This window comes from Paracoccus aurantiacus, from assembly GCF_007993065.1.
Lineage (GTDB): Bacteria > Pseudomonadota > Alphaproteobacteria > Rhodobacterales > Rhodobacteraceae > Paracoccus > Paracoccus aurantiacus.
The window spans coordinates 16,800-38,147 of the sequence record NZ_VOPL01000007.1; the positions used below are offsets into that span (position 1 = coordinate 16,800).

Sequence of the window (21,348 nt, forward strand, 5' to 3'; positions counted from 1 at the left end):
TCACCGTTCCATCTGTTCGTTCATCTTCCGGACCATCACCGCCTCGACGATGGGCAGAAGTTCGGCTGCGGCCGGGGCCGGGATGCCCAGCGCCGCCGCCAGTCCCAGCGCTGCGTTCAGATCCCAGCCGATCACCGCGCCCGGCAGCGCCCGCAGCTGACCGCCAAGCCGCCCGACCAGATCCCAGACCTGCCAGCCCTCGAATGTCAGCGGCTGGTTTTGCCGCGTCGGGCAGTCTTCGCAGCATTGCGTACAGGCCGCGCAGTAGCTGTCGCCCCCACCGAATGCCCAGTCGGCGAGGGCGCGGAGACGTTTTTTTCCTGTTCCAGCAGCAGGCCCCTCGAGACATAGACCAGCTGGAAGGCTTCGAAGATCGGCCAGATGTCCAGCAGAGCGTCGATGGCCTGCGGGCTGGGGTTGATGGCATTGCCCTCGGCATCGCCGACGCCTTCCCAGGCCAGCACCGCGCGACGGGCCAGCGCCTTGGCGAAGATCAACGCGCGGGTCTCATCGCTGGTCTCGTCGGGGACAGCTTCCACATCCGGATCGCTGCGCGTGGCGACCATCAGCGCGGTGGTCAGCGGGCGCAGCCGCACCCGGACTCCGGGGGCCAGATCGTGCCAGCGCGGTTCATTGCTCAGGTCCAAGGTCAGCATCAGTATTCCTCGCGGTCGTTGATCAGGGTGGCGGTGCACATGCGGCCCAGCGCGCTGTCGCGCGCGGCCTGCCAGTCGAAGGTGGCTTGTACGCCCTGCGGTCCGGAAATCTCGATCCGGGGGCGGGGCAGATAGACGGCATGCACGGTGAAGCTGAAGCTCTCGCCCGACGGCAGGGCATAGGAGAATTCCAGCGCGCAGGGATCGCCATCAAGGGCCTGCGTCACCAGCGTGCTGTCGGCGAACCGGACCTCGATGGAGCCGGTCAGCGCCGCAATGGACGGATCGGCGCCATCGATGCGGCCATCGGCGCGGATGGTCTCGATCCGGTCGAGATTGTTGGCATAGGTGATCTGGGCCGAGACGACATTGCCCAGCACCGCGCCGTTGCGGGTGATGGTTCCGTTGAAATGCCCGAAGCGCTTCAGATCAATGGGCGCGGGCGTGCCCGCATTGCTGACGGTGCCGACCGTCTCGCCCTGCGCGACCAGCCGGGCGGTTGCGGTCAGCAGCCCGGAGCGCTGCATCTGCCAGCTGAGCTGGTCCAGCACGCAGCCCGAATAGATCGCATAGCGCGGCACCTCGGGCATGCCGGTCTCGATGGAGAGGCTGGGCAGAGACCAGGCACCCGACCGGAACTCATGCGTCCACGGGCCGGTGCCAGTTGTGACCGGGTCTCCGAAGGCCGCCTTTAGCCAGAAGCCGAACGCCTCGGCATCAATCGGCACGACGATATCGCCGTCGGCCGTCACCGCATCCTTGATAGGCGCCAGCGGATCGCGGCCATAGCCCAAGAGTTCGGAGTTCAACAGCGGCTGCTCCGCGCCGAGCGTAGTGCTGGCGAAGGGCATCTTGTTGAAGCCGCCCGCGGGCGGCGTGCCATAGACGGTCTCGAACGCAAGCGCCATCTGCGCCCGCGCCCCCTGGGCTCGTGCCATCTTGTTCTCCTCGGATTTTAGGGTGATTCAGCCGAGTGGGTCGGCGGTGGTGTAGTGCAGGATGACGGGGATCACCGCCGCCTTCAGGCTCGCGGCGCCCTCGACGGGCAGATCGACCGGGCGCGGCGCTTCAGCTTCGACCCAGTCGCAGAGACCGTCCAGCGTCCGGTCGGCGGCGAGCACCGCACCGACGCTGGCGCAGACGGTGTCGAAGGTCGCATCACGGTCGGCGCCCTGAACGACTGCCTCAATCTCGGCACGGTGCTGATAGTGATAGGCAACCGGCGACAGCGTCACCTCAGGCTCGCCCGGCTCGCCGTCACGCAGGATCAGGAGGCCATCGGGAGGCACGCGTTCAGGCAGGACGTCGCCGCGCAGTGCGGTCGCAGGCAATTCTGATAGCCGCGCGTGAAGTGCGGTGAGGATGGTTTCGCGGATGGTGGGCATGAGCACTTTGTTTTGCGTTGGCAGGAGAGGTTGATCCTTCAGGATCTGACGGCTTATGTCGCCCAAACAGGTCTACAGGAGAAAGAATGTCGATTTCGGAACAGCAGCGAGCCGCAGAGCGATATGCGATCGAGGGTGCGGAAATGGACCGCCTGAGTGAAATCGTTGCAATGATTCCAGACGTTAAGCCCCGGCTGGCCATGCAGGCGTTGCGCCAGGCTATCGAGAACGGAACCCACGGAGCGGGCTCCTTCGATGGTCGCGATCGTAGCCTTGCATGGCGTGACGGCTGGGTGCAGAAAACATCACCGGTCGGGGCACGCGTACTGGTGGCTCTGTTTCGGGACGGCAAGATAAAGCAGAATCCTCCACGCTCGCGAGATATACTTGGGCTTGAGACATATTCGGCCACTGAAACGGCGTTTAGGAGCAAGGTCGCAAGGAAACTTGCCGACTGGGAGGCCAGCGAAGCCCGGTTGGATGAAATCGCCGCGAACCCGGATCTGGCTCGACCGGACGAAATCACCGCTGGCCTGATCGATCAGATTTTTCTTCGGCGGCTTGGCTACGGTAAATTCGGCTCTATGCGCATTGGAGGGCTGGAGTGCCACAAGCAATCTACGGGAGCCTATTTATCGAATAGCGGCAACACACGCTATTCAGGCGAGGTCTATTGCTGGTGGATCGACGAGGATGGCAACAGGCGGGGACAGGACAAACCTGAAACGCACCCGAATCGTCGAAACGACCCAGAGCGAAACTGGGGTCTGGGCCGCGAATAATCGGCGGTTTCCTGAGAAAAGCAGGCGTTACCCAGCTTTCCTCTCCACCCACTTCCCCACGATCCTCCCCGGCACCGCATCCGCCGCCCGTTCCGCATCCCGTGCCAGATCCAGCCGTTTTGCCAGCCTGACCTGCGGCACCAGCAGGAAGATCGGCACCGTGGTGCGTCCGCGCCCGGTTTTGGAGCGCGATGCCACCGCTCGGCCCTTGGTGTTCAGCCGCCCCTCGGCGACCAGCAGGCTCGGCCCGCGCCTGCGATAGACGAAGCGCAGGCGTATCCCGGTGCGACGTTCCCATTCGCCGGGGGTGATGCGCCCGCCGCGCAGGGATTTCCCGGCGGCTTCCGTGGGGATGGCCAGCCAGAACCCATCGCGGGAACGGATCAGCGGTCCGGCATTATGGGCGCCGACGATGACCGGGGCCTTCGACCAGACCAGCGCCGTGGCGTTCAGGCTCTCGCCTGCCTTGGGATAGGTTGCATTCCTGATCGAATTGGCGAGCCGGCGTCCCAGCCCGGCCCCGGTGATCTGGCCGCGCCATGCGGTCTTGAGGCCCGCGCCTGCTTCGCGCATGGCACCGGTGACGGCCTTTTCGCCGGCCTTGATTTCGGCCTGCATCATGGCAACGAGATCGGGATCGATATCGAGCTTCAATCTCATGCGGGCACCAGTTCCACGGTCCAGATCAGCCGGTCGCGGTCGCGGATCGGCTCGCCCTGGACGGAAAAACTGTCGGCGCCGATGACGATCAGATCGCCGGGCCGGGGGTCGGGGAGATCGCTGACCCGGATATCGGCGGTGAGGGTTTCCGACAGGATCCGCGCCGATCCGAATTCGGTGATCCGGTCCGGCGCGCGTCGGATGAGGCGGATCGGGCGTTCCTCCGACGTGCCGCCCGCGATCCAGACGGCGGAGATGCCCATGTCCGGATGGCCGAAGATGCGATCCATGGCGGCAGCAAAAGCGTTCATCAGTTCGAGCTGTGCAGCCGGATCGCCAGCCGAGGACGTTTGTTCACCGGCAGGATCGAAGCCTCGGTCATCAGATCGATCCAGCGGCCCTTCGGGTCAAGATGCTGGCGGGCATAGAGCGGCAGGCCGATGGTATTGGCGGTTTCCAGCAGGTTCGCCGGACCGCCATAGGTCGTAAACGTGTCCATGGTGCCGGTCGGGAAGGCGATGCCCTCATTGGCCGGGACAAGCCGTTCCGATGCCTTGGTCGAGAGCGTCACCGCGCCTGCATATTCCTCGAAGAGGATGCCCGCGAAGGGGAAGTTGCGGCGCACATCCTGCCGCAGCGGCTGGGCGCCGGTCGCGGCGTAGAACTTGTAGGCTTCCTCGGTCTTCGGATGCGAGATCAGCTTGTCGAAGAATTCGCGGCTGACCAGGGCATGGACGCCGGACATGCTTTCGCCCAAGAGATTGTCCTCGATGGCGCGTAGGACCTCGCGGACCTTGCCCTGAATGTTGGTGCCTGCGGTGCCGAGTACGAAGTCGACGCTGATCTGACTGAGCCCGAACTCCGTGAAGTAATTATAGAGCGTGGTGCCCGCGCCATCCTTCACGATGCCGCGCAGCGCGTTCATCTCCATATATTCGCGGGTCTGCGCGTGCTTGCGGCGCATCAGGGTCAGCTTGCGGGTCATCACCGCGACCAGGGGATCGGCCTCGTCAATTGCGCCGATGGCCGGAACCCCCTGAATATCGGCGGGCAGGATGACATCGTCATGCGGGATCCAGGGCAGCGCAAAGCTGCGCATGGCGCGGCCTTCGCGGCTGCCGACGGTCGCGGGACCGCCCAGCGGCACCGAAGGCAGCAGGTTCAGCACGCCCTCGATCTGTTCGATGATGACGCTGCGCTGGGACACGCCTTCGAAGCGGAAGAGGCCGATTTCGCCGAGGCGGGTGTAGAGGTTCGGCAGGATATTGATGGCCTGCGTCATCTCGGCTAGCGAATAGCCGCCGGCATCGAAGGGATTGCGGATGATGGTCATGGGGAAGCCTTGTCGGGGAAGGGGAAGATAGGATCTTGGTCGGGAGGGTCCGTGACCCCCGTGCCGGTCCGAAACCGCCGAGCGGGTCCGAGACCCCCGTGCCGGTCCGAAAACGCCGGGCGGGTCCGAGACCCCCGGGCCGGTTCGTAACCGCCGGGCGGATTCGTAATCCGTCAGGCGCTGTCGCGGATGACGATGCCCAGCGCGGTCAGCTCGGCATGTTTGGCAGCGATCTTGGCGGCGTCATCGACGCTGCCATCGTAGAAGAGCGCGTCGCGGGACAGGATCGCCGGGCCGCGTGCCAGAAGAATGCCGGTGGCCTCGGAGAGCCGCGTATCGACCGGATTCAGCAGGATGCCCGCGGCCGTTTCCGCGCCATCGCTGCCGCCATGGCTGGCTAACGTGTAGCGGCCGCTGAGGGTCACGCGGCCGAGAACTGCGCCGGCCGGATATTCGGTGCCCTCGGCCAAGGTAACGGTCTCGCGGGTATAATTGGGGTTCAGCTCATATTTGAGCGCATCGCCCATGGAGGGCGGCTGGATCAGGACGGGCATCTTGGTCTCCGGATTTTGTCAGGTGATCAGCGCGCGGCGCTGTCGGCGGATTTGCGGACGGCAGCGACGAGCGGGCTCGGCTTATTTGTGGGCGCTGGCGCGCTGGCCAGAATGCCGCTGGCGTCGCTTTTGGCCGCGAGGCTGTCGAGGATCTGGCCGCGCAGGGCATCGGGTTTCAGGCCGCGCCGGACCGCATCGGCAGCGTCCAGGGTGACGCCCAGCTTTGCGGCCTGTGCGCAGATCGAGGCCACTTCGGCGGCTTCGGCACGGATGGCATAGGCATCGGTCGGGGCCCCAGCCGATGCGGTGCCGGGCGCGGGCGGCGCTGCCGCCGGTTCCTGTGCCGTCGGCGCGCTCGCTTGATACGGCGTGGTGGCGTTCGGCTCTTGTTGGTCCGGCGTCTGGGCATCGGCTTCCGTCTGATCGGTCATGATCATCTCCTGCTTGGGGTGAGGGTTCGAAAGGGTCTGGGTGGCTGGTGTCCGCCCGATCTGCCCAGCCGGGCGATTCACGCTTTCAGCAAAGGCGCGGAAGGCGTTGCGGGGATCGGCCACGGCATCGGCGAGACCGGCTTCGACAGCCGCCGCGCCCCGGAAGATCGCCGCTTCGGTGGCCAGCGCCGCCTCTTTGCCGAGCTTCGCCCCGCGCCCTGCCGCAACCGTCTCGGCGAACAGGACGCGCAGATCCTCCAGCTCGGCCTGCAGCCGGTCGCGGATGCTTTCGGGCAGCGCGGCATAGGGATTGCCGTCAGCCTTGCGCGCCCCGGCATGGATCAGCGTCACCGCCATGCCCTTCTGGGCCAGCATGCCCGACATGTCGGTATGCATGGTGATGACGCCGATGCTGCCCGCCGCGCCGGTGCGGGGCAGGGTGATGCGGTTCGCCTGCGAGGCCAGCGCATAGCCCGCCGAGAGCGCATGTTCGGCCAGAAAGGCATGGACGGGCTTTGTATCCCGCGCCGTGCGGATGCGGTCGGCGAGGTCAAACGCCCCGGCGACTTCGCCGCCAAAGCTGTCGATTTCCAGCGCGATGCCGCGAACGGCATTGTCAGACACCGCCGCGTCGATCTGGGCAGCGAGGCCCTCATAGGAGGTGAGGCCGGAACTCTGGCCGATCCAGGCGCCGCGATGGACCAGCGTGCCTGCGATGGCGATCACCGCCACACCGTCGACGACTGGGAAGGGCGCGTCGGCTTCGTCACCATGACGTCCGACCAGATCTCCGCCGATCAGCGAGGCGAAGGCGGTTTGCCGAGTGGTCGTCAGTTCGGGCTCGGCGACGGTCAAGCTGTCAAAGCGAATTTCCTGTCCGGCGATCCGGGGTCCGAGGCCGGAGAGAAAGGCCAGCGCCTTGGCCGGGGCGATCATCAGCGACGTGTCGAAGGCGCGCTGGGCGATCTGGGCGTGATGCATCAGAGGTCCTCCCTGGCATCGTCTTCGGTGTCGTCATCAGGGTCGGCGACGCGATCCTCGTTATCGTTCTTGCCGTCGTTGGCATCGGCACCACCAACAGCCGCCTTATCCTTCGGCCCCTGTGCGGGCGATCCGGGGCGACGGAAGTCGAGGCCCAGCGCGGCCTCGCGTTTCCGTTCGGCCGCGATCTCGCGGTCGACCTGTTCGGCGTCATAGCCGCGTTCGGAAATCGCCTGGCTGCGGGATTTGAGACCGGCTTCGATCTGCAGGATCTCGGCCGAGGCGTCCTTCATCGGATCGACCCAGTCCCAGCGCGTCGGCAGCCAACTGACGGATTGGTATGTCTGGCGGTCGCGGTCATAGCCCGGCAGATCGACGACACCCGACAGCACGGCCAGATCCAGCCAGCGCTGCCAGACCGGGCGGCAGAGCTGATGCACGATGACGCTGTGCTGGATCGCCGAGACCCGGCGCCTGAAGTCAAGCAGCGCCACGCGGGTATTGGAAAAGTTGCCGCGCGCCGCATCGCCGGTCAGGTAGGGATAGGGAATGCCCAGCGCCGCCGCGATCTGCAGCAGGGTCCGGTATTGGAAGGGCTCATAGGTCGAGCCCGAATCCGGGGTGGCGGGGGTCGAGACATCCTCGCCCGGATCGAGGCGGACGACCTGGCCCGGTTCCACCTCCAGATCCTCCTCCGCCGGTTCCAGCGGCGTTTCCGGGGCGGGCGAGGTGATGAACATCGCGAACATCGCCGCCGTCTTCTTCCGCTCCAGCTCGGCATCGTCATAAAGATCCAGCGTGAACAGCTTCACAATCGCCGGGGCGAAGCGGGACACGCCGCGCAGCTGACCGGCCTCCACGGGGTCCAGCACATGGACAATCTCCGAGGCCGGGACGCGGACCGTTTCCCCCACCAGCCCCGGATCGGTCATGTCGCCGGGATGGCGGCGCAGGAGGTGATAGGCCACCCGCCGCCCGATGCCGTCGAATTCGATGCCCTGACGGATGGACCCGCTGCCGGGCAGTTCCCGGTTCAGATCCATCGGCAGCATCTCGGAGGGCAGCATCTGCAGGTGCAGCGGCACCGACAGTCCATCGTCCGGTCTGCGCGGGCGCAGCCGCAGAAACACCTCGCCCGCCAGAAACAGCTCGCGCGCGGCACGGCGTTGGAGACCATAAAAGTCCGTCAGCCCCTCGGCATCGGCCTCGTCCGTCCAGGCCAGCCAGAGCTTCTGCAGCGCCTCCTTCTGTGCCGCATTCGCAATCGACGATGACGGTTTGATCCCATCACCCACGACATTGCTGGCGAAAGCTTCCACGGCGCCCGAGGCATAGCCATTGTTCCGTGCCAGCCAGCGGGCCCGCGCCGTGATGGTCTCGCCCGCGCCTGCGATCAGCGTGTTCACATGGGCGCGGGAGGCCCGAAACCCGCGCAGGCGTCGGTGTGATTGTGCCGCATCGAACCCGCCGATGATCGCGCCGAGGCGCGCGCGGATGCCGTCGAACGCCATGGCTCAGAGCCCCTTGGTCGCGACGGTGCCCCAGCGCCTGCGACGGTTGGTGCCAGCGGCGCGGGCAATCCGGGCTTCCAGATCGGCAATGGCACTGGCCAGTTCGGCATCGGACCCATAGGTCAGGGTCTTGCCGTCATAACTGACAGAACGCAGGCCGCTGAACCGGGCTTCCTGCAGCGCGGTCAAGAGCGCCTGCATCCGGTCGATGTCCATCTCTCACCTCATGAAACGCGGTGTATATGTTTGCCGCTTGCGGCGCGGTGTGGTTGGTGGCGCACCCGCCTGACGGGCAGGCGGGTCGGTGGCGTCGGCACTGGCGGGGTTGGCATTGATGCCGGTGCCGCCCGCATCCGGTACCGGCGGCGCGACACCCGCCTGGTCTTCCAACTGCCGCCACATCCGCTCGTCCCAGCGATCCGCGCCCATGATCCAGGCGGCGGCGCGGGCATAGACACGGGTGTCCAGCGCCTCGTTGCGTTCGCGCAGCTTCTGCCATTCCTGACGGGCGTAACCGCGCTTGTTGCGGACCGTGACCAGCTGCTCGGCCACCAGCTGCTTCAGCCATTCGCTGTCGGCCCAGTCCGGCAGATGGATCATCCCCGGCGGATCGGGCTGGCCTGCCGCTCGCTCTTCATCGCTCAGTCGTTCCAGCCGCAGAAAGCGATAGGTCTCGATCTTGAAGGTGGCGGTGGCCACCGACCAGAGCCGGGCACCGCGCCGGAGGCGCCTGCCGCAGACCGTGGCATCGACAAAGGTCGGCCCAGACACCGGTGTCGCCCGGTTGAAGCCTTCCAGGCCCTTGACTGGCACGACCTGTTCGAACCCCTGCGCCCGCGCCCAGGCATAGACCGCCGCAGCTTCATAGCCGGTGTCGATGGCCAGTTTTGCGATGGGCATCACCGCACCATGCGCGTGCTGCCATGTGCGGGTGAGAATCTTCCTCAGCTCCGCCCATGCCGCCGGGCTGTCCGGACCGCCGGGAATGACGATGTGATCGACGAGCCAGCTCTGCAGCCCGCGCCCCCAGGCCCAGATGTCGACCTCGATCCGGTCCTTCTGGATATCGGCCCCTGCGGTCAGGAACAGACCGCCCTCGGGGATCTGGGCATCAAACGCCTCGCGGCGATCCGCCAGCCGCTGCCATTCCGGTGCCTCGCCGCGCTCGACCCAGGTCTCGCCCAGAAGCGTGTTGCGCGCCGCGCGCAGCATCTCGTCATTGCCCTGCGCCGCCAGCCATTCCCGGGCGATCTGCTCCCAGCTTTTCCAGCCGATGGGAGAATAAAGGGCGGAGAGGTGATAACCGACATGGTGCGGATCGGCCGAAAACGCCGTCGCGCGCCATTCGCCCGCCTCCAGCATCGCCGTCTTGTGATGCTCGGCGATCAGCTGATCGCAGGCGTTGCAGGCATAAGCGGCGGTCTCGGGCTTGCCCTTTTCCCAGCGCAGCCGTTCGAATTCCAGCCATTGCATCGTGCCGCAATGCGGGCAGGGGACAAAGAAGCGCCGCTGATCTGACGCCTCGAATTCCTGCTCGATCCGGCTCAGCCCCCGGATCGTCGGCGTCGAGACCAGAAACACCTTTCGGCGATGCGCGAAGGTGGTGCTGCGCGCTTCGGCCAGCGTCACCGGGTCGCCTTCCTCGTCGGCCGAGGGCGGATAGGCGTCGATCTCGTCCAGAAACAGGTAGCGCGCGGGCATGGACCGCAGACCCGTCGCGCTGTTTGCGCCGGTCAGCACCAGAATGCCGCCCGGAAATTCCTTCGACAGCATCGAATTCCCGGCATCGCGTGACCGGGCCGGGCTGACCCGATCCCGCAGCGCAGGCGAATCCGAAATCAGTGGGTCGAGCCGACCGCGCGAGGCGCGCTTGGCCATCTCGACGGTCGGCAGCACCGCCAGCATCGGCCCCGGCGCATGGTGGATGACAAAGCCGATCCAGTTGTTCCCGGCCTCGGTGGCGCCGACCTGCGCGGCTTTCATGAAGGAAATCCGCTGCGCCGGGTGTCCGGGCGAGAGCGCCTCCATGATCTCGCGCAGATAGGGCGTTCGGGCGGTGCGATAGCGACCGGGCTCGGCCGCCGCGCGCGACGACAGCCAGCGATGCTTGTCGGCCCATTCCGACACGGTCAGATCGGGATCGGGGCGGATCCCGCGCGACCAGGCGCGCAACATATCTTCGGCGCCGTCGAAGCTCAGGTCGGGTGCGGTATCGCCGTCCCCATCCTCATCATTCAAGAGAAACCTTGAGGTCGGCGAGGGCGGTGAGCTGGTCTCGGACATGGGTTTCCAGCACCCTCTGCAGCACCCCGGTGCCGATGCTCACTGCTTCCCCGGTGGTCTTTTCCATCTCGGCCGAGAGTTCCGCCGCCATGATCGCGGCGACGCGCGCGGGCCAGGTCACCCAGGCATCGCGCTCCTGCCGGGCGAGGCGAAAGACCAGTGTTTCAGCCCGTGCCCGGTCGACCAGCACGCCCTTCTTCTTCTGAATGGCGATCTGACGCTCCTGCGCCTGATAGACCGTCAACGCGGTCCGGGCTTTCAGATAGGAGGAACTGTCACCCGGACCGGAGATCGACGGGGCGGCGAGGTTGGTATCAGGCCGTGAAGTTCGTTCCGGTATTGCTGCCTGCCGCGCGGCACCACCGTTTGACCGGCTCTGCTGATCGGGATCGGTGGTTGCCGCGCGGCGGGCGTCCGACGCAGCCGCGTCGATGGAGCCATCGGCGAAAAGCACCAGCCGACCGCTCTTGCGCGCCTTCTGGATCGCCCCACGCGACAGTCCCGCATGGGCCGCATAGGCCCGTTCGCTCATGCCCTGCATCGGCGCTGCCCTTCGTGATTATAAAGCAATGAAATTGCTCGTGATTTACTTGATGTGGTCGCAGATCAGAGCGAATCTGATGGTGCGAATGCGATGCAACTCACCTCCGGAAGCCGGATCATGAACCAGCCGAACCTACGCGCCACCGACACGCTGCTGACCGACATCGCCCAGCGCCATTTCCACGGGCTGGAAACGCTGGAGACCCGCAACCGCGACGCGCTGGATTTCCACGCTGTCGCGGTTTGGGCGATCCGCAGCGCGCTGGAAGAGGCCTATGCCGCTGGCCTCGCCGCCGCCACGAAATGAACCGGAGCATAGACATGACCCGCAAGCCCGCCCGCACCAATGACGCCGCCCTTGCCGCATTCATTGCGAAGAAAGCGGAAACCGACGCGATGCTCGCCCGGCTGCAGGCCTTCAGCGAGGATCACTTCGGTGCCGATCCCGAGCGATTGAACTGGGCCGACGTTGGCAGCCTCGAATATCAGGCCCATCTTCTGAAGCAGATCAGCGACTTCGTCTTCCGCGAGGGCGAACACGCGGCCTGACCGGATGGCCTGTGCCACTTGCTGCGCCCCGCGCGATGCGGGGCCCGGCTCCGTAGAAGCCGACCGCAGCGCGCGGCGGCGATGCACGGAGCAAATGATGACGAAACTGACCGACACGCGGACCCTGATCCTGACCCGGGCCAGCGCCCGGCCGGGCAATCTCGCTTTGCCGCTGCCCGAGGGGCTGCATGGCGCGGCGGCGAAGATGGCCATCGGCCGGATGATCAAGCTCGGCTGGCTCGAAGAGGTAGAGGCCAACCTCCGGCGCAACGAACCTCTCTGGCGTGAGACCGGCGACGGGCACGGCACCACGCTGATCGCCACCGATGCCGGGCTGGACGCCATTGGCATCGACCCGGTGGTGATCGGGACCATGGCGGGACTGCGCGATGCCAAGCCCGAGGCCATCGCAGCCGCCCAGCGCCCCGGCACCAAACAGGCCCAGCTGATCGCCATGCTTCAGGCGCCGGAGGGCGCGACCATTGCAGAGATCGCCGAGGCGACATCGTGGCAGCACCATAGCATCAGGGGTGCCATTTCCGGGTTGCTGAAGAAGAAGCTGAGGCTGGAGGTGACCTCCGGAAAAGTCGATGGGCGCGGTCGGGTCTATCGACTTGCCGGGCATGTCGAACGAGCGATCCGATAGGATCAGCCCGTTGAATGGCGGCAAAGCGGGACGGAGCGGCCGTTCAGTGCTAAGGCTGTGTTTTCACCTTCATATGGAGCAAGGATGAAACTCAGACTTTTAATCGATACATCCGTATGGCTGGATCTCACGAAGGATCCACGCCATATGCCTTTGCTCGACGCTCTTTCCGCGCTGATAGAGGCCGGTCAGGTTGAATTGATCCTGCCGCAGATCATCCCGGAGGAATTTGCCCGAAACCGCGACCGAGTGATGGCATCGAGCCGTGCAAGCCTGTCGGGCCATTTCAAGCGGGTAAAGGATGCCGTCTCGCAGTTTGGACCCGAGGAGGGACGAGACGAGGTTCTTCGTCGCCTAAACGAGATAGATCACCGCATTTCAATTGGCGGAGAGGCGGTGAACGAAGTGGTGAGCCTGATTGAGAGACTTTTTGCCACAACTGAATTGATCCTAGCCAGCGACAACATAAAAGCCCGCGCCGCCGACCGAGCCATTGCTAAGGTTGCGCCTTTCCATAGGCAGATCAATGGCATTGGAGACGCGATTATCATTGAGACGTATATCGACGCTCTTGCGCACCGGAAGGTTGAGGACGTACTCGCGTTCATCACGCACAACATCCACGATTTCAGCCAGAAGGGTGCTGACACGCGTCTACCACATCCGGACCTCGCTGCTCTCTTTGGTGACGCACACTCGCGCTATTCGACTAATCTCGGCGCGCTCCTGAACGAGCACGCTAGCGACCTGATCGAAGAAATCACATTCGAGCGTGAGTTCAGACAAGAGTTCCGGCCACTCTCTGAGCTGATTGAAGCCGAGGATAAGCTGACAACGCAGATTTGGTACGGTCGCAAGTGGGGCATCATCGACGCTGTCGAAAGCGGCAGGGAGAAGCGGGTCCCGAGGGAAGTTTGGGAGGCTGCTACAATCGAGCAGCGGCGCGGAATGATCGTCGACGAAATATGGGACGGGATGATTGCCGCCATGAAATCCGCAGAAGAACGTTACCCAGAAGAACTGGGCCCGTGGACTGATTTCGAATGGGGCATGCTCAGCGGCAAGCTGTCTGCAATTCGCTGGATGCTCGGAGATGAATGGGACATGCTGGACACCTGAAAGGCTGGGCCAGAAGCAACCGGGGCAGAAGCGGACGTCCTCTTCGGGCTCGAGGCTGCCTTTGAACTTTTTATCCTACAAGCTCATCCATCTTGCAGCAACTGATACGCCAGAGTTCGGATCGCATGCGCGGCAACCAGGGGGACCACGCCGTTCCCACAGAGGCGGAGCCTGTCCACCCGCTGGGCCAGCCCATCAGCGCCTCGACGAATAGCGGGTTCAGCGTCCGGCGCTGATCGGAGGTATCGCTGCCAGCCATCGGCGTCGTGAGGACCTGGCGGCCAAGGAGGCCGTTCACCGGCGTGTTCGCCAAGGTCGTCGCCCCGTCTTTGTGATCGCGCGCCGTAGGCGTCATCCACATCTGGCTGGCATGGGTCAGATCGGCTGATTTGCGGTTGCCCGCGCTCGGTTTGCTGCCATCCGTCGCCCGCGGCGTTGGCCAGTCCCGGGCCATCCCGTCCAGCCCCTTCTCGTGTTTCCGCGCACCGCCCCGACTGCGAAAGCTGTCGGTCTGCGGAGTTGGCCACATCGCCGCCGTCGTCGCGAGATTCATCCCGTGCTTGCCCGCCGCCTGCGATGGCGTCGGTTTCGTCTGCCGGTTCTCCTTGGCGCTGGCCCGGGGCGTCGGCCAGAGGCGCAACAGTTCCGTCCGGTTCCCGCCGCTCGACCGGGTGCCGGAGCAGGCGCGCGGGGTCGGCCAGTTCGTGGCCTTCCCGGATGGCGAGGATGAACAGCCGTTCGCGGCGATGGGGCGCGCCGACTTCCGCCGCCGTAAACAATCCTGCCGCAAGCCGGTAGCCCAGCGCGACCAGTCCGCTGGCGACTTCGGGGAAGCCGAGGCGGAGATGATGGGCGACATTTTCGAGAAAGACGAAGGGCGGCTCAACCTCGCCGATGATCCGGGCGACATGCGGCCAAAGGTGGCGCGGGTCGTCTGCGCCCCGGCGCTTGCCCGCCACGCTGAACGGCTGGCACGGATAGCCCGCAGAGACGATATCCACCGCGCCGCGCCAAGGCTTGCCGTCGAAGGTGGCAATGTCGTCCCAGATAACAGCCTGATCCAAGGCCTTGTCCGCCATCCGTGCCACGAGAGTGGCCGCAGCATAGGTTTCCCGCTCGACATGGCCCACAGCTCGATATCCGGGCAAAGCGAGGGTGAGGCCGAGATCGATCCCGCCAGCGCCGGAGCAGAGAGAAAGCCCGAACAGGCAGGTGTCATCGGTCCCGGAAACGCATCCGGGGGCAGGTAAAGCCAGGTCATTCATGGTCTCAGCGTCGGGAGGTTGTCAGATCGGCGAATGTCTTGTCGGTGCCATCAAGGACGGCGGATTTCCCGGTAAGGTTCTGCCAGCGAGCGATGGCCACATCGACATAGGCCGGGTTCAGCTCGATGCCGTAACAGACCCGGCCGGTGGTCTCGGCGGCGACCAGCGTGGTGCCGGAGCCCATGAAGGGCTCATAGATCGCCTGCCCGGGACTGGAATTGTTCAGGATCGGGCGGCGCATGCATTCGACCGGCTTCTGAGTGCCGTGGACCGTTTCCGCATCCTGATCCCGGTTCGCGATCTGCCAGAGGGTCGTCTGTTTCCGATCCCCGGCCCAGTGGCCCTTCCCGGTCCTCCGCACGGCATACCAGCAGGGCTCGTGTTGCCAGTGGTAATCGCCCCGGCTGAGGACCAGCCGGTCCTTGGCCCAGATGATCTGCGAGCGGATATCGAAGCCCGCCGCGATCAGGCTGTCCGCGACGGTGGTGGCATGCAGCGCGCCGTGCCAGACATAAGTCACATCGCCCGGAAACAGCGCCCAAGCCTCGCGCCAGTCGGCTCGGTCGTCGTTCAGCACCTTGCCGGTCCGCTTGGTGGCCGAGGCGCCGGACTGGTTCCGCCATGACGGGTCGTATTCGACGCCATAGGGCGGGTCGGTGACCATCAGCAGAGGGCGGACATCGCCGAGCAGCTTGGCGACCACATCGGCGCTGGTGCTGTCGCCACAGATCAGCCGGTGCGACCCGAGCCGCCACAGATCGCCCGGCACCGAGACCGGATCCGCGGGCGGTTCGGGAACCTCGTCCTCGCCCGCCGTAGCTCCGTCATCGCTGAGATCCGGATCCTGAAGCAGGGCCTCCAGCTCGTCCTCTGCAAAGCCCAGCAGCGAGAGGTCGAAATCATCGGCCAGCAGCCCGGCCACCTCGTCCCGCAGCAGCCCCTCGTCCCAGTCGCCCAACTCCGTCAGCTTGTTGTCCGCGATCCGATAGGCCCGACGCTCCGCCTCGTCGAGATGGCCCAGCCGGATGACTGGCACCTCATGAAGCCCCAGCTCCGTCGCGGCCAGCACCCGTCCGTGACCGGCGATCAACTCGCCATCGTCCCCGACCATGCAGGGGACGGTCCAGCCGAAACGCGCCATGCTGGCGGCGATACGCGCCACCTGATCGGACCCGTGCATCTTGGCGTTCCGGGCATAGGGGCGCAGGCGCTCAATTGGCCAGAACTCGATCTGGCGCGGCGCAAAGGCGAGGTCCATGGGGCAGGGTCGTCCTGTGGTTTTGGGTGGCTTCCAGCGGGTGGCTTCCTGCTGGCTTCCGGTGGCGGTGGCTTCCGCCAAGTGGATCCTTGGAATCCACCCGGAATCCAGAAGGAATCCACCCTGTGAAGGCGCTTAAGACCTTGTTTTATCTGTCTAAACAACGCGCTGGTGGCTCAGGTGGATTCCGCCTGGCTTCCCCGGTGAAATCGCCTGACGCTGGCAAACTTCCGCGCTGCGCCCCCCCGAATACGAACAGCGCCGGGGAGGAACCGAGGCAGGGGGGAGGGCTGGAGGGGTTTTGCGAAAAGCGCCTGAGAGGGTCTGTTCTCCGGGCGCTCGTCTTCGATGTTTGATGTATGAGTCAAGAGGGGCAGCTCTGTCAACCGGGTTTGTTGCCAAATTGTTCGCGTCTCGGGCGGGGCGCCCACGGTTGCCGTTTCGGCATCGCGTCAGTCACGTCGATGCTTCGCAGCATGCCGCCCGCAATGAGCCCGTCCCGTACCCAGTCCAGCGCCAGCCACCATTGCGCGTAGTGGCGGCGCGCGGCGGCAATCTGGTCCGGGTGCGGTGACCAGGTGACCGGGCAGGCGCGGAGTTCGACCGTCCGCCACTTGCCGCGCGACAGGACCCGGGTCGTTCCGACCGCAACGGTGATCGAGCGCTCGCCATGCTGGTTGCGCTTCATCTCGACGGGCACGCAGCGCGGCACGGCGCCGGGCATCCAATCCGGTGTCATCCCGGCGCGGGCCAGTTCGGCGATGCGGATTGCCATGCGGATGCCGCCGAGGGATGTGGGTAATCCCGCGACGCAGGCTGCAACAACCTCGGCATCCTCGTGGGTGGAACTGCCCGGCTTGTAGCGCCCGCCATCGATCCGGCAGCCCAGCGCGGCGCGCTGCATCAGGACGTATTCGAGGCCGAAGCCCAAACATTCGCTGCGCTCGGGATCGGGTGGCTCGGGAAGTTCCAGACGGGCCTTCTCGGTGCGAAGGGCCCATTCCAGCACCTGTTGGACGCCCAGCGCGCGTCGGGTGCGGGTGCTGCAGCGGTTTGAGAAGCGGGAATGGATGCTCATGCAACACCCCGTTCTCGCAGCCGCTCGGCCGTGACCAGGCCGCGCTCCAACATGGCATTGCGCACCGTGTTCGAGATGGCGTTGGAGGGCAGGTAGCCGTCGCCGTTCACCAGCCCGGCGTAAAACTCCGCGATCTCGTCCATGCTGGCGCGCGGCGCGTCGGCTGGCTTGCCGCCACGCTTGCGGTGCTTGTCGCACTCAGCGGGCTTCGTGGCTCCGGCGTTTCTTGCCGCCCGTTCCATCGCCCTGTCCAGCGCCCGAGGACCGTCCGGCGGATTGGGGTGCGTGCTGCGGCTGTCCCGGGCCAAGGCGATGATCCGGTCCTCGGTCAGGCCGAGATCGGTAATCCAGCGACGGACATGTTCGCGGGGTGGCCATCCCTGCCACCAGCCGGGAAGCCCCGCATCGGTGTCCAAACCCAGCGCGTCGAGCAGCTCCCCAAAAAACTCTTCAAATCGATCATCGCGCGCTTGCGCGCCCTCCTCCTCCTTTACTGGTTCCCTTAATGGTTCTCTTACAGGGTTAGTGTCCGGATTCCGGACACGGAAATCGCCATTTTCCGGACACGGCTTCGCCCGAAATCCGGACACGGCTCCGTGTCCAGTTTCCGGACACGGGTTCACGGCATTGGCCGACATCGGGCGTGTTTCACCGTCAGGATCATCACCCGAAAACCCGGGAAATTCGCCATGTCCGAAATCCGGAGACGGGTCGGATTCGGGATCTTCGAACCCGTCTTCAAAACCCAGAATGTAGCGGGTCGGCTGCTGGCGTTTCGTCACCGGATCGACACTGGCCACGCGCCGGATCAGACCAGCCAGTTCCAGCTTGCGGAGATGGTCGTTCAGGGCGGACCGGCTGATCTCGCAATCGGCGGCCAGTCGCGCCTGCGTCGGGAAGCAGCCGAAATCGGGATTATGTCGGTCGCAGAGATGCCAGAGCACGATCTTGGTCGCCGGCTTCAGCCCGCGCTGCAGAATGGCCCAGTTGGTCGCGAAATGGCTCATGCGCAGGCCCTCCGTCGCGGGTTTAGCGCTTGGGCGCGCGTCGTGATGCCGTGATCGGCGAGCGCGCCCAGCGCGTCCTCGACGGAGCGGACCAGCGCCCAGCCGAACCCTTGGGCCTTCACCATGTCCCGGAACGCTCTCTGGGCCGGACTGAGGCGGCCGGACGGGCTTTTGACCTCCAGAAACAACACCTGCCCGCCAGTCAGGACGACCAGATCGGCAAAGCCCGGAAACACGCCCATGCCGGTCAGGATCGCCTGGCGCTGGCGTGCGGGTTTGCCGCCAGAGCCCACTTCGTTGGCCGAGTGGTGGATGATGGCATCGCGGGGCAGGACGATCCGCAATGTGTGGACAATGGCGCGCTGGATATCGGCCTCGGGTGTTCGACGGGTCATGCGTCACCGCCTTTCGCCTTACGCTTGGAGACACAGATCAGCAGCCCTGCGAGGGCCCGCGCTTCCCGGCGTTCCTGATCTTCGGGGCTGTGCGCGGCGATGGCGCGGCAGGCCAGGATGATCAGGCTGTCCGGGTGATGGACGAAATCGGCGACAATGCCCCGGGCCTCAGAGAGGCGCTGGGCGGGCCAGTCCGGCGGGCAGGCAGTATCGGTCGTAGAGCTATGATCGATAGCGGCATCGGGAATCTGGGACATAGCGTTCATTTCCGCCCCCGCGCCTTGCCGGGTTTCGCGTCGGTGACCCGCGGCATTTCCTGCGACTGCAACCAGTCCTGCACCACGCTCATCCGATAGAAAATCTTGCGACCGGCGCGGACACAGGCCGGACCCTTCCGCCGCCGCTCCCAGCGCCCCAGCGTATCGACCGTGAGGCCAAGCTCCTGCGCCAGATCGTAGCGGCTGATCCAGCCGCGCAGCAGGCGCGGTTCAACCGTCGGTTCCGCACTCATGGGTTGTGTCATGCTCTTGCCTCCATCTTGCATCGCCCGGACCGGGCCGCTGACGGGGAGAAGAACAATCACATAAAAAGGCCCGGCAGGGAGGCGGAAGGTGGCGTAACCTCCCGGAGGTTATGCCACCCCATGTTTTGCTGGGTTTGGCGATGCGCATGCATTGCGAGACAGGCTGTCAAGAGGCAAAATCCGGCGACCGGCAGAACCGGTTCTGCCGGTCGCCGGTGTCAGATTCAGCCTTTGTTGGGGCTGGAACATGTCAAGAACAAAGAGTCGGTTGTCCCCAGTGAAATCGTCTGGACAAGTCTCGTTCTGGTGGTGAAGAAGTCGGCCAATCACGCCGGATGCGGTCGAGCGACGCGAGCCTTTGCAAGGCCCGTGATCGGGAAAGCTGTGTCTGCGCGCGAGAGGATTGAGGCAAGGCGCTTTGGGATCGGAAGAAGGGCAGCCCAGCGCCTACGAGCAGGGAGACGAAAGAAGATGGGATTGCCGCAACGCACGTTTTTCACGGTTCAGGAAGTTGCGATCAGATGGGATTGCAGCCTCGACGATCTGGCGGGTTGGGCCATCAACGGAAAGCCCGAGGTCGTCATGGCGATCGAGCCGATCCAGCAGAACGGGACGATTCTGTCAGGGCTGGTCGTGGTGCCCGTGGTCGATATCCTCAGCATGTTCCGGCGCTGGGCCAGCGGGCCGCAACGCCGCGTGATCCGGCGGGTTCGACCAATTGGCCAGAAGGACTGGGTGATGATCGCGGATCCCGAAAATCACATCACCGTCGAACCCTCCGACCTGCTGATCCTCGCGAGTGAGGTTTACGAGTTCGAGATTGCCCACGGTCTCGCCAAGCGTGCGGCAGATCCGGGCGGTGCGCCATCCCGCTATGACTGGGAAGGTCTTTATATCTCGCAGATGGTCCGTCTGCACGAGGATGGCCTGCCTGCAACGCAGGGTGAATGGGTTGCGGAAGTTCAGGACTGGTTCGCAAAGACCTCTCCGGGTCGCGAGATACCTGATGAGAGTACGATCCGAAGGCGACTGACCCCGATCTGGCGGGCGCTGCGGGAAACCCCATAGCGCCCGTTGCGAGAGGCCGACGTTTGGTCAGGCGCTTTTGCGCGCCTGATCATCTTGCGCCCCGGCATCATGCACCAGCACCGGCTTTGCCCGGAAGGCGCTGGCCACGGCATCGACCCCGGCGCGCAGCGGCGAGTCCATCAGATGGGCATAGCGCGCAGTGGTCTGCGTCTGGCTGTGACCCAAGAGCTTTCCGATCATTTCCAGTGACGCACCGCCACTGACCAGTAGCGAGGCGAAGGTGTGGCGCAAGTCGTGAATGCGGACATCGGGAATGTTCACCTGCTTCTGGATCTGATGCCAGAAGCGGCGGATTTCCTTCACAGGCTGGCCGGGCACATCGCCCGGAAACAGGAATACGCAGCCGCGCGGCACCAGCAGTTGGCGCTGAAGGACGATGGCAGCCGCTTCGTCCGAGATCGGCAGCCGATGGATCTTCCGCTGCTTGGTCATGCTGGCAGGCTTCGACCAGCTGAGATGTTCGAGATTGAAATGCTCGAACCGCGCCTGCCGGACCTCGCCCACTCGCGCCCCCGTCAGCATGCAGAGCCGGATGATATCTGCAGCCCGCCGGTCTTCGGCCGCGTCCAGCGCTCTTGCCAGTTTCCGGATCTCTTCCTGCGACAGAAACCGTTCGCGCGGGTTCTCGATCCTACGACGAAACCCCGAGGCCGGATTGTCTTCGCGCCAGCCCCAGCTTTGCGCATAGGTGAACATCTTGCGCAGCACCTCGCCGACCCGGTTTGCGCGCACCGGCGTCGGTTTCGATCCCTGCAGTTTCCGTGCCCGGTTGTTCGGCTTTGCCTTATGGGGACGACACCGGCCCTCGGCGATCCGGTTCAGCAGCTTTTCGACATCATAGGGCGTGATTTCCGTGACGAGCCTGTTGTTCCAGTCCGGCCCGACCAGCTTGGTCAGCATGGAGCGCTGATCGGACGCATTGGTCTTCGCCAGATTGGGCAGATGCACCTCGGTATAGCGGTCAACCAGATCCCTGAACCGGGGTGCATCCCGCCCGTCTTCCTTCGCGCCCAGCGGATCGCCCCCGGCATCGATGTCACGACGCAGCTCCTTCGCCCGTTCCCGCGCCGCTGCCGTCGACCATTCCGGCCAGCGCCCAAGCGTCATCCGCCGCTGCCGCCCGGCATGGCGGTAGTCCAGCGTGAAGGCCCGGTTGCCGGAGCGATAGATGCAGATGGCAAATCCCCGCACCTCACTATCAAAGATCTGATAGTCCCGACCCGGTTCCGGCGCCGCCTCCCGTACCGATTTCTCGTTCAGTCTCAATCGCTTCACCATGCCCAGCGCCTCCTTCTTGCAT

Annotated in this window: 27 protein-coding genes and 1 pseudogene; 6 read left to right on the forward strand and 22 right to left on the reverse strand. The window is 65.0% G+C overall.

Annotated elements, in window-relative coordinates; translation table 11 throughout:
* The 4 genes from FQV27_RS19290 to FQV27_RS14945 all read right to left on the reverse strand — a co-directional run bounded on the left by FQV27_RS19290 (position 1) and on the right by FQV27_RS14945 (position 2,041).
* A complete protein-coding gene (locus tag FQV27_RS19290) occupies positions 1–135 on the reverse strand; it encodes a DUF7697 family protein (protein ID WP_281290030.1) in 135 nt (44 codons plus the stop codon).
* A gap of 71 nt (positions 136–206) precedes the next feature.
* Positions 207–656, reverse strand: a complete 450-nt coding sequence (locus tag FQV27_RS14935) for a hypothetical protein (protein WP_147100043.1) — start codon at positions 654–656, stop codon at positions 207–209.
* Complete coding sequence (locus FQV27_RS14940) at positions 656–1,594, reverse strand: phage tail tube protein (RefSeq protein WP_147100045.1); 939 nt, start codon at positions 1,592–1,594, stop codon at positions 656–658. Before FQV27_RS14940 ends, FQV27_RS14935 begins: the two co-directional genes overlap by 1 nt.
* Before the next feature lie 27 nt (positions 1,595–1,621).
* The gene (locus tag FQV27_RS14945; protein WP_147100047.1) at positions 1,622–2,041 is read right to left on the reverse strand and encodes an acyl-CoA transferase; all 420 of its coding nucleotides are present in this window, start codon (positions 2,039–2,041) and stop codon (positions 1,622–1,624) included.
* Between the two features lie 86 nt (positions 2,042–2,127).
* Here FQV27_RS14945 and FQV27_RS14950 point away from each other — a divergent pair, with 86 nt between their 5' ends.
* Entirely contained in the window at positions 2,128–2,823 is a 696-nt protein-coding gene (locus FQV27_RS14950; protein WP_147100050.1) for a hypothetical protein, read from the forward strand.
* A gap of 27 nt (positions 2,824–2,850) precedes the next feature.
* Here FQV27_RS14950 and FQV27_RS14955 read toward each other — a convergent pair whose 3' ends face one another.
* The 9 genes from FQV27_RS14955 to FQV27_RS14995 form a co-directional block, all read right to left on the reverse strand.
* Positions 2,851–3,483, reverse strand: a complete 633-nt coding sequence (locus tag FQV27_RS14955; RefSeq protein WP_147100052.1) for a DUF6441 family protein — start codon at positions 3,481–3,483, stop codon at positions 2,851–2,853.
* On the reverse strand, positions 3,480–3,794 hold the full coding sequence (locus FQV27_RS14960; protein WP_147100055.1) for a head-tail joining protein: 315 nt from the start codon (positions 3,792–3,794) through the stop codon (positions 3,480–3,482). Before FQV27_RS14960 ends, FQV27_RS14955 begins: the two co-directional genes overlap by 4 nt.
* The gene (locus FQV27_RS14965; RefSeq protein ID WP_147100058.1) at positions 3,794–4,816 is read right to left on the reverse strand and encodes a major capsid protein; all 1,023 of its coding nucleotides are present in this window, start codon (positions 4,814–4,816) and stop codon (positions 3,794–3,796) included. The genes FQV27_RS14960 and FQV27_RS14965 overlap by 1 nt, the downstream gene beginning before the upstream one ends.
* Before the next feature lie 173 nt (positions 4,817–4,989).
* Positions 4,990–5,370 carry a head decoration protein gene (locus FQV27_RS14970; RefSeq protein ID WP_147100060.1) on the reverse strand — a complete coding sequence of 127 codons (381 nt, stop codon included), beginning with the start codon at positions 5,368–5,370 and terminating at the stop codon, positions 4,990–4,992.
* A gap of 26 nt (positions 5,371–5,396) precedes the next feature.
* Complete coding sequence (locus tag FQV27_RS14975; RefSeq protein ID WP_147100062.1) at positions 5,397–6,782, reverse strand: S49 family peptidase; 1,386 nt, start codon at positions 6,780–6,782, stop codon at positions 5,397–5,399.
* Positions 6,782–8,293: a phage portal protein gene (locus FQV27_RS14980; RefSeq protein WP_147100064.1), complete on the reverse strand. Its 1,512-nt coding sequence runs from the start codon at positions 8,291–8,293 to the stop codon at positions 6,782–6,784. Before FQV27_RS14980 ends, FQV27_RS14975 begins: the two co-directional genes overlap by 1 nt.
* A gap of 3 nt (positions 8,294–8,296) precedes the next feature.
* The gene (locus tag FQV27_RS14985) at positions 8,297–8,509 is read right to left on the reverse strand and encodes a phage head-tail joining protein (protein ID WP_147100066.1); all 213 of its coding nucleotides are present in this window, start codon (positions 8,507–8,509) and stop codon (positions 8,297–8,299) included.
* 3 nt (positions 8,510–8,512) lie between these two features.
* Positions 8,513–10,576: a phage terminase large subunit family protein gene (locus FQV27_RS14990; RefSeq protein ID WP_147100068.1), complete on the reverse strand. Its 2,064-nt coding sequence runs from the start codon at positions 10,574–10,576 to the stop codon at positions 8,513–8,515.
* Complete coding sequence (locus tag FQV27_RS14995) at positions 10,524–11,117, reverse strand: hypothetical protein (protein ID WP_147100070.1); 594 nt, start codon at positions 11,115–11,117, stop codon at positions 10,524–10,526. The genes FQV27_RS14990 and FQV27_RS14995 overlap by 53 nt, the downstream gene beginning before the upstream one ends.
* A gap of 120 nt (positions 11,118–11,237) precedes the next feature.
* On the opposite strand from FQV27_RS14995, the gene FQV27_RS15000 reads away from it, so the two are divergent.
* The 4 genes from FQV27_RS15000 (at position 11,238) to FQV27_RS15015 (ending at position 13,433) form a co-directional block, all read left to right on the forward strand.
* Positions 11,238–11,426 carry a DUF6900 domain-containing protein gene (locus tag FQV27_RS15000; RefSeq protein WP_147100072.1) on the forward strand — a complete coding sequence of 63 codons (189 nt, stop codon included), beginning with the start codon at positions 11,238–11,240 and terminating at the stop codon, positions 11,424–11,426.
* Positions 11,427–11,440: 14 nt separating this feature from the next.
* Complete coding sequence (locus tag FQV27_RS15005) at positions 11,441–11,668, forward strand: hypothetical protein (protein WP_186827317.1); 228 nt, start codon at positions 11,441–11,443, stop codon at positions 11,666–11,668.
* Positions 11,669–11,765: 97 nt separating this feature from the next.
* Positions 11,766–12,314 (forward strand): DUF3489 domain-containing protein, encoded by a 549-nt coding sequence (locus FQV27_RS15010; protein WP_147100076.1) that lies wholly within the window; start codon positions 11,766–11,768, stop codon positions 12,312–12,314.
* 84 nt (positions 12,315–12,398) lie between these two features.
* Positions 12,399–13,433, forward strand: a complete 1,035-nt coding sequence (locus tag FQV27_RS15015) for a PIN domain-containing protein (RefSeq protein WP_147100078.1) — start codon at positions 12,399–12,401, stop codon at positions 13,431–13,433.
* A 70-nt stretch (positions 13,434–13,503) separates the two neighbouring features.
* Here FQV27_RS15015 and FQV27_RS19180 read toward each other — a convergent pair whose 3' ends face one another.
* The 8 genes and pseudogenes from FQV27_RS19180 to FQV27_RS15050 form a co-directional block, all read right to left on the reverse strand.
* On the reverse strand, positions 13,504–13,986 hold the full coding sequence (locus FQV27_RS19180) for a hypothetical protein (protein ID WP_246133132.1): 483 nt from the start codon (positions 13,984–13,986) through the stop codon (positions 13,504–13,506).
* Positions 13,987–14,188: 202 nt separating this feature from the next.
* Positions 14,189–14,698: pseudogene (locus tag FQV27_RS19185) on the reverse strand (DNA cytosine methyltransferase); the annotation flags it as partial.
* 4 nt (positions 14,699–14,702) lie between these two features.
* Complete coding sequence (locus tag FQV27_RS15025; protein WP_147100348.1) at positions 14,703–15,956, reverse strand: site-specific DNA-methyltransferase; 1,254 nt, start codon at positions 15,954–15,956, stop codon at positions 14,703–14,705.
* 382 nt (positions 15,957–16,338) lie between these two features.
* Positions 16,339–17,034, reverse strand: coding sequence for a hypothetical protein (locus tag FQV27_RS15030; RefSeq protein WP_147100082.1), 696 nt, complete (start codon positions 17,032–17,034; stop codon positions 16,339–16,341).
* On the reverse strand, positions 17,031–18,041 hold the full coding sequence (locus FQV27_RS15035; RefSeq protein WP_147100084.1) for a helix-turn-helix domain-containing protein: 1,011 nt from the start codon (positions 18,039–18,041) through the stop codon (positions 17,031–17,033). The genes FQV27_RS15030 and FQV27_RS15035 overlap by 4 nt, the downstream gene beginning before the upstream one ends.
* A complete protein-coding gene (locus FQV27_RS15040; RefSeq protein ID WP_147100086.1) occupies positions 18,038–18,436 on the reverse strand; it encodes a VRR-NUC domain-containing protein in 399 nt (132 codons plus the stop codon). Before FQV27_RS15040 ends, FQV27_RS15035 begins: the two co-directional genes overlap by 4 nt.
* Complete coding sequence (locus tag FQV27_RS15045; protein WP_246133126.1) at positions 18,433–18,702, reverse strand: hypothetical protein; 270 nt, start codon at positions 18,700–18,702, stop codon at positions 18,433–18,435. The genes FQV27_RS15040 and FQV27_RS15045 overlap by 4 nt, the downstream gene beginning before the upstream one ends.
* A complete protein-coding gene (locus FQV27_RS15050; RefSeq protein WP_101461915.1) occupies positions 18,699–18,959 on the reverse strand; it encodes a helix-turn-helix transcriptional regulator in 261 nt (86 codons plus the stop codon). Before FQV27_RS15050 ends, FQV27_RS15045 begins: the two co-directional genes overlap by 4 nt.
* Positions 18,960–19,430: 471 nt before the next feature.
* Between FQV27_RS15050 and FQV27_RS15055 the strand changes: the two genes are divergently transcribed.
* On the forward strand, positions 19,431–20,027 hold the full coding sequence (locus FQV27_RS15055) for a hypothetical protein (protein ID WP_101459780.1): 597 nt from the start codon (positions 19,431–19,433) through the stop codon (positions 20,025–20,027).
* A 27-nt stretch (positions 20,028–20,054) separates the two neighbouring features.
* On the opposite strand, the gene FQV27_RS15060 is transcribed toward FQV27_RS15055, so the two are convergent.
* Complete coding sequence (locus FQV27_RS15060; RefSeq protein ID WP_147100088.1) at positions 20,055–21,326, reverse strand: tyrosine-type recombinase/integrase; 1,272 nt, start codon at positions 21,324–21,326, stop codon at positions 20,055–20,057.
* Positions 21,327–21,348 lie beyond the last annotated feature (22 nt).

What these genes read in the sequence shown, in the direction of transcription:
- FQV27_RS14935 (WP_147100043.1), bottom strand. Translation starts at nt 656, where the DNA reads ATGCTGACCTTGGACCTGAGCAATGAACCGCGCTGGCACGATCTGGCC.
- FQV27_RS14940 (WP_147100045.1), bottom strand. Translation starts at nt 1,594, where the DNA reads ATGGCACGAGCCCAGGGGGCGCGGGCGCAGATGGCGCTTGCGTTCGAG.
- FQV27_RS14945 (WP_147100047.1), bottom strand. Translation starts at nt 2,041, where the DNA reads ATGCCCACCATCCGCGAAACCATCCTCACCGCACTTCACGCGCGGCTA.
- FQV27_RS14950 (WP_147100050.1), top strand. Translation starts at nt 2,128, where the DNA reads ATGTCGATTTCGGAACAGCAGCGAGCCGCAGAGCGATATGCGATCGAG.
- FQV27_RS14955 (WP_147100052.1), bottom strand. Translation starts at nt 3,483, where the DNA reads ATGAGATTGAAGCTCGATATCGATCCCGATCTCGTTGCCATGATGCAG.
- FQV27_RS14960 (WP_147100055.1), bottom strand. Translation starts at nt 3,794, where the DNA reads ATGAACGCTTTTGCTGCCGCCATGGATCGCATCTTCGGCCATCCGGAC.
- FQV27_RS14965 (WP_147100058.1), bottom strand. Translation starts at nt 4,816, where the DNA reads ATGACCATCATCCGCAATCCCTTCGATGCCGGCGGCTATTCGCTAGCC.
- FQV27_RS14970 (WP_147100060.1), bottom strand. Translation starts at nt 5,370, where the DNA reads ATGCCCGTCCTGATCCAGCCGCCCTCCATGGGCGATGCGCTCAAATAT.
- FQV27_RS14975 (WP_147100062.1), bottom strand. Translation starts at nt 6,782, where the DNA reads ATGCATCACGCCCAGATCGCCCAGCGCGCCTTCGACACGTCGCTGATG.
- FQV27_RS14980 (WP_147100064.1), bottom strand. Translation starts at nt 8,293, where the DNA reads ATGGCGTTCGACGGCATCCGCGCGCGCCTCGGCGCGATCATCGGCGGG.
- FQV27_RS14985 (WP_147100066.1), bottom strand. Translation starts at nt 8,509, where the DNA reads ATGGACATCGACCGGATGCAGGCGCTCTTGACCGCGCTGCAGGAAGCC.
- FQV27_RS14990 (WP_147100068.1), bottom strand. Translation starts at nt 10,576, where the DNA reads ATGTCCGAGACCAGCTCACCGCCCTCGCCGACCTCAAGGTTTCTCTTG.
- FQV27_RS14995 (WP_147100070.1), bottom strand. Translation starts at nt 11,117, where the DNA reads ATGCAGGGCATGAGCGAACGGGCCTATGCGGCCCATGCGGGACTGTCG.
- FQV27_RS15000 (WP_147100072.1), top strand. Translation starts at nt 11,238, where the DNA reads ATGAACCAGCCGAACCTACGCGCCACCGACACGCTGCTGACCGACATC.
- FQV27_RS15005 (WP_186827317.1), top strand. Translation starts at nt 11,441, where the DNA reads ATGACCCGCAAGCCCGCCCGCACCAATGACGCCGCCCTTGCCGCATTC.
- FQV27_RS15010 (WP_147100076.1), top strand. Translation starts at nt 11,766, where the DNA reads ATGACGAAACTGACCGACACGCGGACCCTGATCCTGACCCGGGCCAGC.
- FQV27_RS15015 (WP_147100078.1), top strand. Translation starts at nt 12,399, where the DNA reads ATGAAACTCAGACTTTTAATCGATACATCCGTATGGCTGGATCTCACG.
- FQV27_RS19180 (WP_246133132.1), bottom strand. Translation starts at nt 13,986, where the DNA reads ATGAATCTCGCGACGACGGCGGCGATGTGGCCAACTCCGCAGACCGAC.
- FQV27_RS15025 (WP_147100348.1), bottom strand. Translation starts at nt 15,956, where the DNA reads ATGGACCTCGCCTTTGCGCCGCGCCAGATCGAGTTCTGGCCAATTGAG.
- FQV27_RS15030 (WP_147100082.1), bottom strand. Translation starts at nt 17,034, where the DNA reads ATGAGCATCCATTCCCGCTTCTCAAACCGCTGCAGCACCCGCACCCGA.
- FQV27_RS15035 (WP_147100084.1), bottom strand. Translation starts at nt 18,041, where the DNA reads ATGAGCCATTTCGCGACCAACTGGGCCATTCTGCAGCGCGGGCTGAAG.
- FQV27_RS15040 (WP_147100086.1), bottom strand. Translation starts at nt 18,436, where the DNA reads ATGACCCGTCGAACACCCGAGGCCGATATCCAGCGCGCCATTGTCCAC.
- FQV27_RS15045 (WP_246133126.1), bottom strand. Translation starts at nt 18,702, where the DNA reads ATGAACGCTATGTCCCAGATTCCCGATGCCGCTATCGATCATAGCTCT.
- FQV27_RS15050 (WP_101461915.1), bottom strand. Translation starts at nt 18,959, where the DNA reads ATGACACAACCCATGAGTGCGGAACCGACGGTTGAACCGCGCCTGCTG.
- FQV27_RS15055 (WP_101459780.1), top strand. Translation starts at nt 19,431, where the DNA reads ATGGGATTGCCGCAACGCACGTTTTTCACGGTTCAGGAAGTTGCGATC.
- FQV27_RS15060 (WP_147100088.1), bottom strand. Translation starts at nt 21,326, where the DNA reads ATGGTGAAGCGATTGAGACTGAACGAGAAATCGGTACGGGAGGCGGCG.